We start from the raw sequence: 17,493 nt of genomic DNA, 5'->3' as shown, positions 1-17,493 counted from the left end.
CCTCCGCCGCTCGACTTTCGGCGCCGCCCGGCCGCCCTACCGCCCGGCCTCGATCTCGTTGCCCACGACCTCGGCGGCCGGCTTCTTCTTCCCCTGGTTGCGGAAGATGCCGTAGAACACCACCACCAGCAGCGCGATGGCGATCCAGTTGGCCACCTTGGCGTACTGCTCCAGCACCATCACGACCGGCTCACCGATCCACCAGCCCAGGCCCAGGTAGAGGAAGGACCACAGCGTCTTGGAAATGAAGTCCAGGACCATGAACTTCCACAACGGCATCCCGGTCATACCCATGAGTACGAACACCACGAACGCGATTGGCAGCGGGATGGGCACGTAGGCGAGGAAGATGCCCAGCCAGCCCAGCTTGACGGCCCACTGCTCAACCCGCGCGATGTTTTTCGCGGCGCGCGGCGAGTTCGCGGCCTGCACGTCCAGGATCCCGCGGCCCCAGAGTTTGCCGGCCCACCAGTAGATCCAGTCGAACTTGATGTTCACGATCGAGCCGATGAGCAAAAACCACAGCCAGTTCGGCGCCTCCCCCACCGCGGCGAGCGCGCCGGTGGAGGCCGCGCCGACGCGGGAGCCGGTCAGCGCCAGCATGATCGGCGGGTCCAGGCCCAGCAGCCAGGCCCGCAGTGGGATCATGGCCAGGCCGAAGATGCCGACGAAGCCGAACCAGCCCAGGCACCAATAGTCGGCTTTGGTGGGTTTGCCGTTCCATGGCAGGCCGTCTTCTTCCCACCATTCCTTCTCGGCAGGCTCAGCAGGCTCGGCAGCCCTCTCGCGTGGATGCGCGTGTTCTTCCATAGGTGATCAACCTAGTGCACATCCGCCCGCACCCCCTACCCAAGCGGAGAATGAGGTGCTAGGTTCTGCGTGCACGCGACTCAGAGAGGAGGCGCAACATGGAAACACCACAAAACGAATCCGACCGAGGCACACGCCCTGTCGATGCCGGCCGGCTCATCTACGAGCTTTCACGGGAATACGGCGGCTTCGACAACTTCGAGCTTCCAGAGCGCACTGGCAGCCGGGACCTCCCGCTGGTTTAGGGCTTTTGCTTTGCGACGGCAGCTGCCGCCGCGGCCCTCGCATCGGCAATAACCGCCGGCACACCGACCCCACCGGCCCACGCGCCGGTGAGGGAGATGTGGGAGGCCTTTGGTTCGTCGAGAAGCAGGCTGCGCACCTTGGACACGGTGGCGAGGTGGTTCTCGTCGAAGCGGGGTAGGCCGCCGAGCCAGCGTTGGACGTAGATTTCCTCGAGGCCGGCGGCGCGGCCGTCGAAGCCGGTGATGGTTTCGAGGTCGTCGAGGGCCCAGTCCACGAGGTCGTCCTCGGAGGCGGTGATGGCGACGTTGTCGCCGAAGCGGCCGAAGCTGGCGCGCACCAGTGCCCCGCCGCGCTCGGCGAGGTGCGGCCACTTGCGCGAGGAGAACGTGAACGCCTTCGCGTGGACGTCCTCGGCGCCGGTAGATACGAGGACGCCGGAGTTCTGCGGCAGGCCCTCGTCGGTGGCAAAGCGCATGCCCACCACCGCGGAGTTGGCCAGCTTCACGGTTTTCAGCACCTCGGAGGCCTCGGGCGCGATGTCCTTGAGCAGCAGCGCCGCGGTGGGGGCGGGTACGGCGAGGATGACGTGGTCGTAGGCCTTGTCCTCCCCGCCTTTGAGGCGGTACTTCGGTGCCTCAGCCGAGCCTTCGAGACTGATGGCCGAAATAAACGCGTCGATGTAGATGTCGGCGCCGGATTTTTCGGCAAGGGTTTCGTAGAGCTCCTGGTAGCCGTCGCGGAACGTCTTGAACACCGCGCCCTGGCCGGTGGGCATCTCGCGGCGGGAGCGCTCCAGGTTGGCCACGGCGGTGGACAGGTGCACTGGCCCGTCGGCGGCGAGGCGGTCGAACTCCTCCGCTAGCTGCGGGATGGTCGCGCGCACGCCGAGGTCGTCGGCGATGCAGGAGTACACACCGCCGAGCAGGGAGGAGACGATGTTGTCCACCACTTCGTCGCCGTAACGCTCGCGCACAAGCTTGCCGACGTTGACGTCGCCGCCGACTTCCCAGTCGAAGCCTTCGCGGTCGGCCTCGGTGTCGATGCGCTGCGCGGTGTCCTCGCTGACCAGGTGCTTGACAGTCTCGGAGGTGGACGGGATGCCCATCACCCCACCGGTGGGCAGCGCGCGCGCCTCGCCGTCGACCCACACCAGCGAGCGCAGGCCGGAGGGCTCCACCAGGGAGTCGGCGAGGCCGAGCTCGGTGAAGAATTCCACGGCGTCCTGGCGGCGCGCCATGAACGCCTCGGCGCCCATGTCGGTGGGGCCGGCCTCGAAGGCGACGGTGTGGAGCTTGCCGCCGAGGCGGTCGGTGGCCTCGTAGACGTCGACCTTGAGGTCGTTCTCCCGTGCGCGAAGCTCGTACGCGGCGGTCAGCCCCGCAAGACCTGCGCCGATGATGGCAATGTTCATTAGCTCTCCTCGTGGATGATCGCTACGGCTTCGGTGATCGCGTCCGCGTCGGTGGTAGGCAATACGCCGTGGCCGAGGTTGAAGATGTGCCCGGTGGCGTCGCCGGCCGCAATTGCCCGCGCGGCCTCGGCCTTGATGCGCGCGACCTCGCCGCGCACCACGTTGGTGCCGGCGAACAGCATGGCCGGGTCCAGGTTGCCCTGCAGCACGCGCGGGGAGGCGAACCGCGTCGCGGCCGTGTCCAGCGGCACGCGCCAGTCCACACCCATGACCTCGCTGCCGGCCTCGGACATCGCGCCGAGCAGTTCGCCGGTGGTCACGCCGAAGTGGATGCGCGGGATCTCTCCTGCCACGGATTCGAGGATTTCCACCGAGTACGGCAGAACGAATTCGCGGTAGTCCGCTTCGGTGAGGAAACCCGCCCAGGAGTCGAACAGCTGCATCGCGTCGATGCCGGCTTCGACCTGCGTGCGCAGAAAGGCGACGATGGTGGGCACCAAGCGGCGCATCAGCGCGTGCCAGGTCTCCGGCTCGGCGTGCATCATCGCCTTGGTCTTCTCGTGGTTCTTGCTCGGTCCGCCCTCGACGAGGTAGCTGGCCAGCGTAAACGGCGCGCCGACAAACCCGATCAAGGCTTGGGTGTCGCTCAGTTCGTCGAGGATGATGCGGATGCCATCGGACACGGCGGCGACTTCGTCGTCAAGCACAGGAAGCTTCTCGACGTCACTCCGCCCCCTCACCGCCTCCCCCATCACCGGGCCGCGGCCGGGCACGATCTCCACGTCCACGCCCGCCGCCTTGAGCGGGACCACGATGTCGGAAAACAGGATCGCGGCGTCGACGTCGTGGCGGCGCACCGGCTGCAGCGTGATCTCCGCGAGCAGCTCCGGCATGAAGCACGAGTCCAGCATGGGGATGCCTTCGCGCACTTCGCGATACTCGGGCAGGGAGCGGCCGGCCTGGCGCATGAACCACACCGGGGTGCGCGAGGGGGTGCGGCCGTGGGCCGCCTCGAGCAGTGGTGCGTTGGGGAGGTCGCGTCTGGTCATGGCACTCAAGCCTACCGGCGCAGGCCGTGAACCCGGAACCGGCTGGCGCGGCGGGAGCTGTACTCCACAAGCAGGGAACTTCCCAGCATGAGCAGGGTCGCGCCCACTGGCGGCAGCACGCCCGCGGCCGCGAGGATGATGGCGGCCGCGTTGTAGATTCCGGCGAACCACAGGTTCCTGTCGGCGATGCGGTTGACGCGGCGGGCGTGCTCGATGGCCTGGGGCACAGCCATGACGTCGTTGCGGATAAGCACGACGTCGCTGACGTTGTTCCAGTTCGGCACCTTGGTGCCGTAGAGGTCCTCGCCGGCGTAGAGGATGCCGGAGTCCGCCACGCGCAGCACCGGCAGCACGCTGGAATCGCACACCATGGCCACGATGCCGCCCTGGGTGTGCAGGGCGCGCACCGCGGCGGGTTTCTCATTGGAGCGGATGCCGGCGAGCACCTGCGAGATGCCCAAAAAGTCCGCGAAGCGGCGCGCCACCGGGTAGGTGTCGCGCGAGAGCATCACGGTTTCCACGCCCATGGATTCCAGGGTGTCCACCGCCTCAATGGCGTCTTCCTTGGCGGGGTCGAACAAGGTGATCACGCCGCGGTCCTTGCCGTCCCAGCGCACCACCACCGGGGTGCCGCCGGTGGTGGCGGCCACCGACAGCTTGCCCTTGAGCTGGGAGAGGTTGGTCGGGCGCCACAGGGAGGCGTCGTACGTTTGCGTGCGGGCGTTATCGCCGCTACCCCAGGTGGCGGTGACGCGGCCGCCGAACTCGCCGTCCGGGGTGATCGTGTCGTCGCTGACTTCGATCCAGTCCGGCAGGCGCGGGTCCCCGGTGCGGGCGTCGCGCACTTCGCGGGCCGCCTTCACAATGGCGCGGGAGGCCGGGTGGTCCGAGTCCGCGGACAGCACGCCGGCGATGCGCAGCACCAGCTCGCTGCTTTCCCCGGCTGCGGCGGTGACCGTTTCCACGTGCATCTCCGGCAGCACGAGCGTGCCCACGCGGTTGAACACCACCGTGTCCACCTTGGACAGCACCCGCAGCGCGTTGCCGTCGCGCATGAGCACGCCGTTGCGCACGGCAGCCTCGATGCCCTGGCGGATGGCCAGCGCCGGCGAAATGGCCAAACTGAACGGGGCGACCACGATCAGGATCGCCAAGGCTGTCGACGCCGCGGTGTTGACGTTGCCCGTAAACAGCAGCCACAGGCCGAAGTCCAGCACGGCAATCGCGTACGCGGCCGGGATGAGCATGCTGGCAGACCGGGTGGAGACCATCGTCGCGGCGTTTTGATGGCGCGACGCCTCCTCCAGCCAACGTTGCACAGCGGTCAACAGCGTGGTGTGGCCGACGCGGACGGCGCGGACCTTGATGTCGCCTTCGCGCACCACGGACCCGGCGACCACGCGCTTGCCTACCTTTATCTGCGGACTGTCGTGGGTGTTCACCAGCTCCCAGCCGATTTCGCCGGAGCCACCGACGACCTCTCCGTCGACGGGGATGACCTGCCCGGCGCGCACACGGACGTCGTCGCCACGCATGATCTCTGTGGCCGGGAGCCGCTCGCAGCCGCCGCCCTTCTTGCGGTGGGTGACCTCGTAAAGGGACTCCGCGCCGGGGCGGCGCGCCTCCAGCTCGTCCAGCAGGTTTGTGCGCACGCGTATCGAGAAGAAGCGGCCGAGCAGCAGCAACGTGGTCACGGTGCAGGCGACCTCGAGGTAGAGCTCCGGGCCGCGGCCGATCTCCAGCGGCGCCCAGGCGCCGCTGGACTCGTAGCCGATGTGGCCCGCCTCAGTGAACAGCAGCACGGCGAATGACCACAGGTAGGCCGCCAAGATAGCGATGGAACTCGCGCCGTCCAGTGCCGAAAGGCCGCGGCGCACGCCGCCGGCCATCGCGCGGTGGAACGGGGAGGCGCACCACAGCGCCACCGGGGTGGTCAGGGCGAACGCTACCCACTGCCAGCCGGGGAACCCGAGGGCGGGCACGTAGGTGAGCAGCAGCACCGGGATGGTCAGCACCACCGCCAGCCACAGCCTTCCCGGGGTAACCAAGTCGCGGGCGGTAAACAGCACGTCGCCGCTGCGGCGCCCCGTACGGGGCTTGTTCTGCACGAATCCTTGGGCGCGGGCGAGCAGGTGTGCCGCTTCTTCCTTGCGGTGGTGCTTGGCGCGGCGCGGCATCGGGTGCTCCGCCCAGTACCGACCGTGCGCGCGGCGTTGCAGCGTGGAGTCCGTGATCACTGCGGTAACGCCGAATTCTTCGATGATCTTGATCAGGTGGTGCGGCGGCATGGTCGCCGGTGCGGTCACCCACGCCATGCGGGTGGGGTACACCAGGCGGGCGGAGACGCCTTCCATAGATTCCAGGGCGTCCTCGATCTCCGTCAGCTGCGGGCCGTCTTCCACTCCCCGCAGTTCGAAGGCGTAGGAGGCGTTGGGGCGCACGAGCTCGCCGTCCAGGTCGCGCCGTGCCGTGGCTGGGTCGATGCCAGCTTGGCGGGCGGCGTCGCGGGCCGCCTCGATGTAGTTGTCGAGCGCCTCGCCGCTCAGCTGCTCCAACTTGGCGCCTTCGCGCCCGGTGGTGCTGAGCTTTTCCAGGTCCCCGCCCTCGTATTTGCTCATTCCACGCCTTCCCAGACGTCGCCGCTGCGCTTATCTACAAACGCGTTGGCGGCCGGGCGGAACATGAAGAACAGGGCGAAGACCAGCACGCCGACCACCACGAACGCGGCCCAGCCGGCCACGCCGACGAAGAAGCTGGCCAGCTGCAAAAACACCGCCAGGCCGATGAACCCGGCCAACCAACGCCGCGCCACCTTCGAGCCTTTTGGCAGGTAGGCGCAGCACGAGGTAATGAGTGCGCCGAGGATGATGCTGCCCCAGGTGTAGACCCGCAGGTTGCGCGCGAATCTATCAATGAGCTCCTCGTCGGCCCCCTCAATCATCCACGTATCCGGTAGCCGGTCCGGCACCCCGTTGGCCATGGTCAAAAACGCGATGACGAACATCAGCACCGCCGCGATCAGGCACAGGTAGTAGCCGATTTTCAGCGGCTTCGGCCACGCCGGGCCGACCTCGCCGGTGAAGCGCCGGTTCCTGTCGTTCGGGTCCGACACCATGGTTGGGAACATCCCTGCCACCGCTTAGCTCTCCTTCTTCTCCGGCGCTCCCGCCGCATCAGCATTACCGCTGGTTTTGTCCTTGGGCGGCTTGGTCCACGCCACGGAATCCTTGTCAACTGAATAGATGATGCCCAGGATGCCCGCAACACCAAGGATGATCTGGATGACGCCGTCTATGCCGAACATGGCCGTCGGCACCGCGGTGGAGGCCGGCACCATCATGAACAGCGTGACCATGCGCAGGGCGAAGAAGACGGAGAAGATCTGCAGCAGCCTGCGGGCGTTTTCCGCCCATTTCGCCTGTTTTTGTACCGCGCGCAGTGCGAAGACGAACAGCAGGATCACGCCGAGCTGCAGCAGCGCCATGATGAAGATCGAGCCGTACACGCTGGCGTTCATCAGCGCCTCGGAGACCTCGCCGTCGCCGTTGGTGGCGCGCTCCTTGGCCACCTCGCGCAGCGCGGACGGGTCGATCACGCTCGCCGCCACGGCGAAGATCTGGTGCAGTAGTTCCCCGCCGATCATCACGGTCCAGGCCGCGAGCATGTAGCGCACAGCTTCGGGCATGGAGCCCTTGTGCTTCTCGACGGCCTCCGGTCCCACCCGGCTCGGTGATCCCGGATTCATTGGGGGCAAGCTAACCATTGAGCCTCTTTGCTGCCTCGATGGCGTAGTAGGTGAAAATTTGGTCTGCCCCGGCGCGCTTGATGGACATCAGTGCTTCCATCATCGTCTCCTCGTAGTCGATCCAGCCGTTCTGACCGGCCGCGTTGAGCATGGCGTACTCGCCGGAGACTTGGTAGGCGGCCACCGGCACCGGGGACATCTCCGCGATCTTGGCCAGCACGTCCAGGTACGGCAGCGCGGGCTTGACCATGACAAAGTCCGCGCCTTCGGCGATGTCCAGCTCCGTTTCCAAAAGCGACTCGCGCACGTTCGCCGGGTCTTGCTGGTAGGTGCGGCGGTCGCCCTTCAGCGAGGAGCCGACCGCGTCGCGGAACGGCCCGAAGAACTTGGAGGCGTACTTCGCGGAGTAGGCCATGATGGCGACGTCGGCGAAACCCGCGCGATCAAGCGCCCTGCGAATTTGCTCGATCTGGCCGTCCATCATGCCGGACGGGCTGACAATGTGCGCGCCCGCGCGCGCCTGAGCCACCGCCATGTCGCAGTAGATCTCCACGGTGGGGTCGTTGTCCACCACTTCCCTGCCGTGCGCGTCGGTGGTGAGCACGCCGCAGTGGCCGTGGTCCGTGAACTCGTCCAGGCAGGTGTCCGCCATGATGATCAGCTCGTCGCCGAACTCCTTGCGCAGCAGCGCAATCGCGCGGTTAAGCACGCCGTCTTCGGCAACGGCGACGGAGCCGGTGGCGTCCTTGTCCTCCTCGCGCGGCACGCCGAACAGGTCCACACACTTCACTCCGGCGTCGAGCGCCTCGCGGCAGATCTCTACCAGCGATTCCGGGGTGTGCTGGTACACGCCCGGCATCGACGGGATCTCGCGCGGAGCGTCGATGCCGTCGGCGATGAACAGCGGGAGGATGAAGTCGGCCGGGTGCAGGCGCGTCTCCGTGACAAACTCACGGAGAGCGGGGGTTTGTCGCAAGCGGCGGGGGCGTCGAATCAAGTCGTAATCAGCCATGCGCCACATCTTAGAACGCGCACCCGACACGACCCAGCCGGCGCGTTTCTAGCCGGCTGCGGCCGCGGTGTCCCCGCCGGCGCTCTTCTCAGCCTTCGCTGCCTTCCGACGCTTCTTGCGCGGCGGCGGCAACTGCCCCGACGCGCGCAGCCCTGCCACGTGGTCGGCCAGGGCGTCGACGAGGTTGGGGATGTCGGCGACCTCCGGGACGACGTCGACACGCAAGCCTTGCTCCCGCGCCTCCGCCTCGGTGACCGGGCCGATGCAGGCGATGATCGTGCGCGAGTGCGGCTTGCCCGCAATACCCACGAGGTTCTTCACCGTCGACGGGGACGTGAAGCACACGGCGTCGAAGCCGCCGGTCTTGATCATGTCGCGCGTCTCCGGCGGCGGCGGGGCGGCGCGCACGGTGCGGTAGGCGACCACGTCGTCGACCTCCCAGCCCTTCTCCTGCAGGCCGTCCACCAGCACGTCGGAGCCGAGGTCCGCGCGCGGCAGCAGCACGCGCGAAACCGGGTCGATGTCCTCGACGTACTCCGGGAACGCCTCCGCCAGACCGGCCGCGTTCTGCTTCGTGCGGTGCGGCACAAGCTCCGGCTGCATGCCGCGGGCGATCAGCGCGTCGGCGGTCTTCTGCCCCACCGCGCCCAGGTGCACGCCGGCGAACGAGCGGGCGTCCAGGCCCAGCTCCTCAAACTTCGACCACACGGCATCGACGGCATTGACCGAGGTGAACAGGATCCACTGGTAGCGGCCCTCCACGATGCCCTTGATCGCGCGGTCCATCTGCGCCGGGTTGCGCGGCGGCTCCAGCGAGATCGTGGGCACGGACTGCGGGATCGCGCCGTGCTGCGACAGGCGGGCGTTCATCACCCCTGCCTGCGACTTCGCGCGCGGCACAAGCACGCGCCAGCCGTACAGCGGCCGGTTTTCCCACCACGAGTACTTCGAGCGGTCGTCCGCCGCGGTGCCGAGGGTGACCACCAGCGGGCCCTCCAGCTCTGCGTCGAGCTTGCCCACGGTACCCAGCGTCGCGTCGAACGTGCGCTGCAGGCGGGTGGTGCCGCGCGTGGTCACCGTCACCGGGGTGGACGCCTGGAAGCCTCGCTGCGTGAGCTGCTCCACCATCTCCGCCAGGTGCTCCTGGTTCGCCTGGAACACCAGCGGCTGCGGAGCGGATGCGAGCTGGTCCCAGTCCACGCCGCCGTTGTTGAGGTCGGCTTCCGTGTACGTCGATCCCAGCGCGATTCCGGCGAACGACGGCACCGTCGACGGCAGCGACATCCCCGGCACCACCTGGAACTCCATGCCCTCGGCGGCCACCGCGGAGATCTCCTCCATCACTGAGTCGCGCGTCAGCGGGTTGCCGCATACCAGGCGGATGACGTCGCCGTCGCCGGCTTCGCCGCGCTCCACCGCTTCCGCGGCGTCGTTAAGCGCGAGCTTCAGCTTCTCGACGATCACTCCGCCGTCCAGCCCAACCTCCTGCAACTCCGCAGCAGTCGGGTCCTCTGGGCGGGGCGGCTTGCGCCGCGCGCCAGCCTCTTTCGCCTCCGCGCACATTTTCTCGTAGCGCTCGTTGGCCGCGTCCATCTTGGCTTTCGGCACTGGCAGCGCCGCCGCGACGACACTTCGGACCCCCGCTGACACCTCAGGGTCCACGAGGGCGATAGAATTGGATTCCATTACTTCGCGAGCGCGAACCGTGAGCAATTCAGGGTTACCCGGTCCAGCACCAACGAAGATCACCTTCCCCGGCTGGGGGGTGTGAGTGGGCTCTGTCATGGAGAAATCTCTTCTAGGCACAAATAAACCGCCCCCGCGCGGCTGGGTTCGCGGTGTTGATCGGCCTCACAACGGCCCACCGACCCGATTGCGCGGAGGGTATTGAACGTATGGTATCTCCACCATAAAATGCTTCAGCCCGAGAACAAAACCAGCGCTACTCCATCAGGTCGGCGGCGCCGCGCTCCAGCAGCGCCTCGGCGACCTTGCGGCCTAGCTCGGCCGGGTCAGCGCCCTGGGCTTCCTCCACCAGCTGGCGGGAGCCGTCCAGGGCGAACACACCGGCACGCAGGGTCACGCCCGAGCCGTCGAACACGGCTGACGCCGCGACCGGCGCGGTGCAACCCGCCTCCAAACGGGCCAGCACGGCGCGCTCGGCGGTGGATTCGGCGGTGGCGGAGGCGTCGATAAGTGTGTCAATCGCCTCGCGCGCCACGGCGTCGTCGAAGCGGCACTCCACGGCCAGCGCGCCCTGGGCCGGAGCCGGCATGAACACCTCGGGCGAGAAGACTTCGGTGGCGCGGTCGCCGTATCCGCCGCGCACGAGGCCTGCGTAGGCCAGGATGATCGCGTCCAGCTCGCCGTCTTCCACATACGACATGCGGCGCTCAATGTTGCCGCGTAGCGGGCGGATGTCCAGGTCGGGGCGCACGGCCTTGAGCTGGGAGATGCGGCGCGGCGCGGAGGTGCCCACGCGCGCGCCTTCGGGCAGCTCAGCCAGGGTCAGCCCGTCGCGGGCGATGAGCGCTTCGCAGCTGTCCTCGCGGGTGGGGATGATCATGTGGGCGCGCGGCTCTTCGGCAGTGGGCAGGTCCTTGAACGAGTGGACCGCGATGTCCACCTCGCCGTTAAACAGCGCGTCGCGCAGCGCGGAGGTGAACACGCCGACGCCGATGCGCTCCACAGGCGCCTGGGACAAGTCGCCCGAGGTGGTCACGATCTGCAGTTCGGCCGCGTGGCCGTGCTCGCCCAGCGCGTCGCGGACGTGCCCGGTCTGGGTGGTGGCCAGGTGGGATCCGCGTGTACCAATCTTGAACATCTACTTCTCCTTGCCGTGCAGTTCCTCGGGCAGCGGCAGCTTCTGCGCGTCCACCGCCACGGAGGGGCTTTCCAGCCCGAACAATTCGGTGACCGCCTCTTCCACGCTCACCGTCTCCGACGCTGCCGCCAGCTCCTTGATCTTCACTGTCGGCTGGTGCAAAAGCTTATCGACGACACGCTTGACCATGCGGCTGACCTGATCAAAGTCGTCCTCGGACATCTTCGGCAGACGGGTGCGCAGGCGCTGCAGCTCCTGGCCGGAAATCTCCGCGGCGTTGCGGCGCAACCGCGTCACCGCCGGGGCGACCTCGCGCACGCGCTGCTCCGAGCCGAACGTGTCCACCTCTTCGGCCACGATCTCCTCGGCGCGGCGCAGCGCCCGGGAGTCCTCGTTGTCGCTGCCGCGCATCTTCTCGTGCAGGGACTCGATGTTGACCAGGTGCACGCCGTCGATGTCCGCCACAGCGTCGTCGATGTCGCGCGGCAGCGACAAATCCGCCAGCACCAGCGGGCCGGGGACGTCGGCCGGGGTGATGGTGAACTCGTCGGAGGCGGTGGCGGAGACCACCAGGTCCACGCGGTCCAGCACCGAGGCGCGGTCGGCGAAGTCCACCACCTCGGCGGGCACGCCGGCCTCGCGGGAGTGCTCGGCGAGGCGCTCCGCGCGGTCGCGGGTGCGGTTGGCCAGCACCAGCTTGTCAATGCCCTTCTTGCCCAGATGCGTTGCGGCCAGCGAGCTCATCGCGCCGGCGCCTAGGACGAGTGCGGTTTTGCCCCGGAGGTCGTCGACAAGCATTCGCTCCATCGCCTCCTCGAGCGCGACGGTGACCATGGACGCGCCCGAATCGTCGATGCCCGTCTCGGAGTGGACGCGCTTGCCGGTGTGCAGCGCCGCCTGGGCCAGCGAGTGCAGGCTCGGGCCCACGGTGCCGCGCTCCACGGCGTCGACGTAGGCGGAACGCACCTGGCCGATGATCTGCTGCTCGCCCACCACCATCGAGTCCAGGCCGGACGCCACCGTGAAAATGTGCTCCGCGGCCGCGTCCGAGTAGCGCACGTAGAGATAACGGCGCAGTTCAGCCGCGTCGACCCCGGAGACGTCCGCAAGCACCCGCAGCACATCCTCCACCCCGGCGTGGAACGCGTTGGTGACGGTGTAGACCTCCAGGCGGTTGCACGTGGAGATAATCATCGCCTCAGACAGCGACGGCTTCTTCACCAGCGCGCCCGCCGCCCCGTTCTGGACCTCCGCGTCCATGCTGAGCCGCTCCAGCAGGGCCACAGGCGCCGACCTGTGCGACATCCCCACAAGCAGAACACTCACGCAAAACCCTCCAGTCAGTTGAAAATCACACTAGAGAATAGTCCTTTAGTTGGACAGCTCCGCGTCGAGGTCGTCGTTGTCCACTTCCCAGCAGGCGAACTCCTCGCCGTCGATGACCACAACGGGCACGCGATCGCCGTACTCAGCAGCAAGCTCCGGGTCCTCGTCGACGTCCACAAGCGCGAGCTGAACGCCGTGCTTCGCAACCACAGGGGCGATCTGGCCCGCCACCCGCTCGCACGAACCGCACGTGGACCGGACCATCAGCTCCACCTTTTTCATCGCCGCTCCTCCTGTGAGTGCATATGCCGGGGCGTTGTACGATTGCACACGCTAACACCCCCACCCGAAAGGGCCCGTAGTTCCATGTCTGATCAGCGCGAAATCCTCGCGCAGTGGTCCCAATCCCAGGGCAACCTGCGCCGCTTCTTAGAGGAGCGCGTGATGCCCCCGCTCGACGACGACGCGCAGCGCACCGCCGGCCGCGCCGCCGCAGCCGCCGCGGTGGAAGAGACCTTCGGCATCAACATCGACGACTTCGCGCTCGGCGTGGACTCCGTCGGCGGCGCCTTCGAAACCGCCGGCCGCCAGAAGATCACCCCGCCCGACCCGGAGATCCCCCAGGACACCGAAGCCGCCGCGTTTTTCGACGTGGACAACACGCTGATCCAGGGCTCCTCGCTGATCCTTTTGGCCCAGGGGCTGTTTAAGAAGCGGTTCATCACCCTTTCCGAGCTCGCCCCTGCACTACGCAAGCAGATCCGCTACCGCGTCTCCGGCTCCGAAAACGCCGACGACATCGCCGAGGGCCGCGAGCAGGCCCTGGCCGTTGTGAAGGGCAAGAGCGTGGCGGAGCTCAAGCAGGCGTGCCGGGAGATCGTGGACAACCGGATGCTGGAGAAGTCCTACGCCGACACCATCGAGCTGGCCGCCATGCACCTCGCCGCCGGGCAGCAGGTGTGGCTGGTCTCCGCCACCCCGGTGCAGATCGGCCAAGCACTCGCCGAAACGCTAGGCTTCACGGGCGCGCTGGGCACCGTGGCGGAAGAAAAAGACGGCAAGTTCACCGGCCGCCTCGTCGGCGACATCCTCCACGGCCCCGGCAAGAAGCACGCCGTGGCGGCGCTGGCGGCGCTGCAGCAGCTGGACCTGTCCAAGTGCACCGCCTACTCCGACAGCATCAACGACCTGCCCATGCTGGAAATGGTCGGCTCGCCGGTGGCGATCAACCCGGACCGGGCACTGCGCAAGCACGCCAAGGCCCAGGGCTGGGCGGTGCGCGACTACCGCTCCGTGCGCCGGGTGGTGCGCGCCGGCGTGGTCCCGGCCGTGTTGGCGGGCGCGGGCCTGTGGTGGTGGCGCCGGCGGCGGTAGGCGCGGTCCGCGGGGCCCTTGGGTCCTAGATGCTTACCCCAGGATGCTTACCGGCGCTAGATGCTTACCCCAGGATGCTTACTTCTCGAGTGACGCGGCGGTCGCGGCCGAGGGTTCGTCGAGAAGTAAGCATCTAGGAGTAAGCATCCTGCCGCGGACACGAAAAACCCGCCTCCCGAAACGGAGGCGGGTGAACGCTCGCGGCTTACTTGCCGAGCTTACGACGCTGCACGCGGGTGCGGCGGAGCATCTTGCGGTGCTTCTTCTTGGACATGCGCTTGCGGCGCTTCTTAATCACTGAACCCATTGGGCTACCTCTTTCCTGTTCAAAGTGCGTACGTACGCGGCCGGCGCAACCGCTTCCGCGGCTCGTGGGAGGTGCACACTCCCACAGGAAGTGGCCGACCTGATCGTTCAAAGCATACCGGCAGGCCTTTTCAGGGCCAAAAACACCCGCCGCACCGGAAAACCGGTGCGGCGGGTGTGTTCTCGAGGTCCTGTAAATGAGACCCTTGGACTATCCCACGTCGTAGACGGAGGACTCCAGGTACTCGCTCACTGCCGTCTCGTTCACGCGGAAGGAGCGGCCCACGCGGACGGCGGGCAGCTCGCCGGAGTGAACGAGGCGGTAGACGGTCATCTTGGATACGCGCATGATCTCCGCGACCTCGGCAACCGTCAGGAACTTTCCTTTATCTTCGTTAACCACTAATTCATACCTCTCGGCACGCAAACGCGCTGCAGGCTTCCCCTCCCGCAGGACGAACACGCACGTGCTTGAACCACCCTAACGTGAAACCAGCGTCGAGTGCGACTTAAGTGGAAGAAAATTTTCAAAGTGCAGGCAGTGAACCCACAGAAACGGTTGTGAAAGTTGGGATTTGGGCTACTTGCCCAGCTCGTCCGAGCGCTCCGCGCAGATCTCGGTGGCGCGGTAGAACGCGCCGCGCAGGCCGGACTCCTCCAGCTCGCGGATTGCGCGCACCGTGGTGCCGGCCGGCGAGGAGACGTTCGCCCGCAGCTGCACGGGGCTGTCTTCGCCCTCGAGCATCGCGCCGGCGCCCGCGGCGGTCGCGCACGCCAGCTGCTCCGCCAGGTCGCGCGGCAGGCCGAGCGACACGCCCGCGTCCACGAGCGCCTCGGTCACCAGGAAGAAGTACGCCGGCCCGGACCCGGAGATCGCGGTCACGGCGTCCATCTGAGATTCGGCGACCTCCACTACCTGGCCTGCGGCGGAGAGCAGCTCCACCACGGCGTCGCGCTGCTCGTCGTTGACAAACCGTCCGCACGCAGCGGCGAGCACGCCCTTGCCCACCAGCATTGGCGTATTCGGCATGACACGCACGATCGGGGTACCGGCGGCGGAGACGGCGTCTTCCATCGCGGCTAGGGTCACGCCCGCGGCCATGGAGACCAGCACGGTGGCGGAGCCGGAGTCGGTCAGCTCCTCGCCGACCTCCGCGATGACGTCCAGGATCTGCGCGGGTTTGACGCACAGCAGCGCCACGTCCGCGTCGCGGACGGCCTCGCGGTTGTCGGAGGTGGTGCGCACGCCGTAGCGCTCCGCGAGCTCACCGCTTCTCGACGAGGACCGGTTCGTCGCCGTAATAGACCCCGGCTCCACCCCATTGGCAACAAGGCCCGAGATGAAAGCCTCGCCGATATTGCCTGCACCAATGACGGCGATGCGTTCCATGTCGCTCCTTTGAAAAGTCGTTGCGCGTTTTACAGCAGTGCCGGGCCGAAGGCCACCACCGCGGCAGCCAGGCCGGCGATGATCATGGTGACCTTGTCGCGGCTGCCAGCCATCGCACCGACGGCGGCGACCACCGCTGCCACCGCGGCGACGCCGACGAGTACCGCCACAATCGCCATCGCGTTGGCCCACAGCCACTTGAACGCCAAAAAGCCCAGCACACCCAGCAGCACGCCGAAGAACACCAGCAGGACCAGCAGGATCGGGTTGACCGACGCCTCCTCGACCTCGTAGTCGGTGTCGTATTCGGCCTCAGGGGCGTCGAGGGAGTCCTCGCGCGCCTGCGGCTCCGGCGCGTCGACGGTGCGGATCTCGCCCGTGTCGTCCGACTGCGCGAGCTCTTGCTTTACGACGGGCTCCGCCTTGCCCTCGGGCTTAGCTTCGTCCTCGGGCTCAGCTTCGACCTTGCGCAACACCGTCGTGTCGTCGCTGGCCGGCTGGACCTTCGTGGTGGTGGAAGCCGCGGGCACCGGGACGGGCTTCTCCACAGGCTTGGACACCGGCTTTGACACAGGTGCAGCGGCCGGCTTTTCCACCGGCTTGGGAGCCTGCTCAGCCGGCTTGGCTGCCGGACGCAGTTTCACGGACTCCGCCTGCGCGGGCTTGTCAGCCGGCTTCGGCGCCACCTTCGGCTCAGGCTTCGACACCGGCTTCGGAGCGACCTTCGACACCGGCTTCGGCTCGGTCTTCGACGCCGGCTTCTGCGCGGCCGGCGTCGGCTCAGGTTTCGGCGCCTGGGTGGGGGTCTTTTTGGGGGTATCCGAAGGTGCGTCGATAGGCACGCTGGAGTGCTTCACCTCCGCCGGCTTGGCCTCGACCTTCTTAAACGAGTCGGTCAGCTCGGCGACGGAAACGCCACCGTCCTCGAGGCTGCGGCGGCGACGCGGGCGGCGCGCGCCGGACGGGTTTTCCTTTTCGGCGCGCGCGAGGAGCTCGGCAACTGTGAGCTGTTTGTCGGCCATTAGTTGTCGTCTCCTTTTTTGGCTTGAATCTCAGCGTCCAAAGACCCCTTGTCGATGCGCTTGAGAATCACACCCTCACGCAAGGCCCACGGGCAGATCTCTAACTTATCAACATTCAACGCACGCATCGCAGCTTCCGCCACCAGCGCACCTGCGACGATCTGGTGGGAGCGGTCCGAGTTGATGCCCTCGAGCTCCGCGCGGTCCGCCGCCGTCATGCGGGAAATGAACGCGATGAGCTGGCGCAGACCCGGCGCGGTAAGCGTGCGCTGCACGAACGGGCCGGCGGACGACGGCGCAGCACCCGTGAGGCGGGCCAGGGAACGGAACGTCTTGGACGTGCCCACGGCCAGACCGGTCTCCCCCATCGCCTTGAACTGCTCGGCAGGACCGGCGAGTTCCGCGTCGATGTAGTCGCGCAGCATGTTGATCTTCTTGCGCTCCGGCGGGTCGGTGTCGAACCACTCGTGGGTCAAGCGCCCCGCGCCCAGGTCCAGGGACACCGCCAGGTCCGGCATCTCCTCGGTGCCCGTGGAGATCTCCAGGGAGCCGCCGCCGATGTCGAAGTTGGTGATGCGGCCCGCGGACCAGCCGTGCCAGCGGCGCGCCGCCAAAAACGTCAGCCGCGCTTCCTCCTCGCCGGAAAGGATGTTCAGCTTCACGCCGGTCTTCTTCTCCACGCGCTTGAGCACGTCCGCGGAGTTGGTGGCCGAGCGCACCGCGGAGGTGGCGAACGCCACGAGCTCCTCGCACTTGAGGTTGTCCGCGAGGTCGGAGGCCTCCTGGACAGCGTCGACGAGCTTGTCCACGCCCTTGTCCTCGATATTGCCCTTTTTGTCCAGCAGCTCAACGAGACGCAGCGGCTGCTTCCAATCGCTCATCGGCGTCGGCCGGCTACCGCTGTACGCGTCGACCGCCACGAGATGGATCGTGTTGCTGCCGACATCTAATACACCTAATCGCACCACCCCAGGGTAA

General features: G+C 67.3%; 17 protein-coding genes and 1 pseudogene. 2 read left to right on the top strand and 16 right to left on the bottom strand.

Annotated elements, in window-relative coordinates; translation table 11 throughout:
• Window positions 1–36: 36 nt before the first annotated feature.
• Complete coding sequence (locus tag MHX64_RS04005; protein WP_239355940.1) at window positions 37–810, bottom strand: DedA family protein; 774 nt, start codon at window positions 808–810, stop codon at window positions 37–39.
• 98 nt (window positions 811–908) lie between these two features.
• Here MHX64_RS04005 and MHX64_RS04000 point away from each other — a divergent pair, with 98 nt between their 5' ends.
• The gene (locus MHX64_RS04000; RefSeq protein WP_181889714.1) at window positions 909–1,055 is read left to right on the top strand and encodes a hypothetical protein; all 147 of its coding nucleotides are present in this window, start codon (window positions 909–911) and stop codon (window positions 1,053–1,055) included.
• On the opposite strand, the gene MHX64_RS03995 is transcribed toward MHX64_RS04000, so the two are convergent.
• From MHX64_RS03995 to MHX64_RS03950, 10 genes are all read right to left on the bottom strand, one after another.
• Window positions 1,052–2,467 carry a protoporphyrinogen oxidase gene (locus MHX64_RS03995; RefSeq protein WP_239355941.1) on the bottom strand — a complete coding sequence of 472 codons (1,416 nt, stop codon included), beginning with the start codon at window positions 2,465–2,467 and terminating at the stop codon, window positions 1,052–1,054. The two genes, MHX64_RS04000 and MHX64_RS03995, sit on opposite strands and share 4 nt — an antisense overlap.
• Complete coding sequence (gene hemE, locus MHX64_RS03990; protein WP_181889712.1) at window positions 2,467–3,516, bottom strand: uroporphyrinogen decarboxylase; 1,050 nt, start codon at window positions 3,514–3,516, stop codon at window positions 2,467–2,469. The genes MHX64_RS03995 and hemE overlap by 1 nt, the downstream gene beginning before the upstream one ends.
• 11 nt (window positions 3,517–3,527) lie before the next feature.
• Window positions 3,528–6,134, bottom strand: a complete 2,607-nt coding sequence (locus tag MHX64_RS03985) for a cation-translocating P-type ATPase (protein ID WP_239355942.1) — start codon at window positions 6,132–6,134, stop codon at window positions 3,528–3,530.
• Window positions 6,131–6,652 (bottom strand): hypothetical protein, encoded by a 522-nt coding sequence (locus MHX64_RS03980; protein ID WP_239355943.1) that lies wholly within the window; start codon window positions 6,650–6,652, stop codon window positions 6,131–6,133. Before MHX64_RS03980 ends, MHX64_RS03985 begins: the two co-directional genes overlap by 4 nt.
• A 3-nt stretch (window positions 6,653–6,655) precedes the next feature.
• Window positions 6,656–7,261: a hypothetical protein gene (locus MHX64_RS03975; RefSeq protein ID WP_181889709.1), complete on the bottom strand. Its 606-nt coding sequence runs from the start codon at window positions 7,259–7,261 to the stop codon at window positions 6,656–6,658.
• Between the two features lie 10 nt (window positions 7,262–7,271).
• Entirely contained in the window at window positions 7,272–8,273 is a 1,002-nt protein-coding gene (gene hemB, locus MHX64_RS03970; protein ID WP_370642067.1) for a porphobilinogen synthase, read from the bottom strand.
• A 48-nt stretch (window positions 8,274–8,321) separates the two neighbouring features.
• A complete protein-coding gene (locus MHX64_RS03965; RefSeq protein WP_181889707.1) occupies window positions 8,322–10,058 on the bottom strand; it encodes a uroporphyrinogen-III synthase in 1,737 nt (578 codons plus the stop codon).
• Between the two features lie 157 nt (window positions 10,059–10,215).
• Window positions 10,216–11,097 carry a hydroxymethylbilane synthase gene (gene hemC / locus MHX64_RS03960; RefSeq protein ID WP_239355944.1) on the bottom strand — a complete coding sequence of 294 codons (882 nt, stop codon included), beginning with the start codon at window positions 11,095–11,097 and terminating at the stop codon, window positions 10,216–10,218.
• The gene (locus tag MHX64_RS03955) at window positions 11,098–12,423 is read right to left on the bottom strand and encodes a glutamyl-tRNA reductase (protein ID WP_370642068.1); all 1,326 of its coding nucleotides are present in this window, start codon (window positions 12,421–12,423) and stop codon (window positions 11,098–11,100) included. It abuts the gene before it with no gap.
• A gap of 45 nt (window positions 12,424–12,468) precedes the next feature.
• Complete coding sequence (locus tag MHX64_RS03950; protein WP_239355945.1) at window positions 12,469–12,705, bottom strand: glutaredoxin family protein; 237 nt, start codon at window positions 12,703–12,705, stop codon at window positions 12,469–12,471.
• Between the two features lie 84 nt (window positions 12,706–12,789).
• Between MHX64_RS03950 and MHX64_RS03945 the strand changes: the two genes are divergently transcribed.
• Complete coding sequence (locus MHX64_RS03945) at window positions 12,790–13,797, top strand: HAD family phosphatase (RefSeq protein WP_239355946.1); 1,008 nt, start codon at window positions 12,790–12,792, stop codon at window positions 13,795–13,797.
• A gap of 205 nt (window positions 13,798–14,002) precedes the next feature.
• Here MHX64_RS03945 and MHX64_RS03940 read toward each other — a convergent pair whose 3' ends face one another.
• From MHX64_RS03940 to MHX64_RS03920, 5 genes and pseudogenes are all read right to left on the bottom strand, one after another.
• Window positions 14,003–14,104, bottom strand: a complete 102-nt coding sequence (locus MHX64_RS03940; protein ID WP_003855542.1) for a 30S ribosomal protein bS22 — start codon at window positions 14,102–14,104, stop codon at window positions 14,003–14,005.
• Between the two features lie 210 nt (window positions 14,105–14,314).
• Entirely contained in the window at window positions 14,315–14,506 is a 192-nt protein-coding gene (locus tag MHX64_RS03935) for a helix-turn-helix domain-containing protein (protein ID WP_034997092.1), read from the bottom strand.
• A 177-nt stretch (window positions 14,507–14,683) separates the two neighbouring features.
• A pseudogene (gene proC, locus MHX64_RS03930) lies at window positions 14,684–15,505 on the bottom strand (pyrroline-5-carboxylate reductase); the annotation flags it as partial.
• 17 nt (window positions 15,506–15,522) lie between these two features.
• Window positions 15,523–16,515 carry a hypothetical protein gene (locus MHX64_RS03925; protein WP_239355949.1) on the bottom strand — a complete coding sequence of 331 codons (993 nt, stop codon included), beginning with the start codon at window positions 16,513–16,515 and terminating at the stop codon, window positions 15,523–15,525.
• A complete protein-coding gene (locus tag MHX64_RS03920) occupies window positions 16,515–17,480 on the bottom strand; it encodes a Ppx/GppA phosphatase family protein (protein WP_239307410.1) in 966 nt (321 codons plus the stop codon). The genes MHX64_RS03925 and MHX64_RS03920 overlap by 1 nt, the downstream gene beginning before the upstream one ends.
• Window positions 17,481–17,493 lie beyond the last annotated feature (13 nt).

The organism is Corynebacterium sp. ACRPZ (assembly GCF_022346205.1).
GTDB classification, from domain to species: Bacteria; Actinomycetota; Actinomycetes; order Mycobacteriales; family Mycobacteriaceae; genus Corynebacterium; species Corynebacterium lehmanniae.
This window is presented reverse-complemented; position numbering and strand designations above follow the sequence as displayed.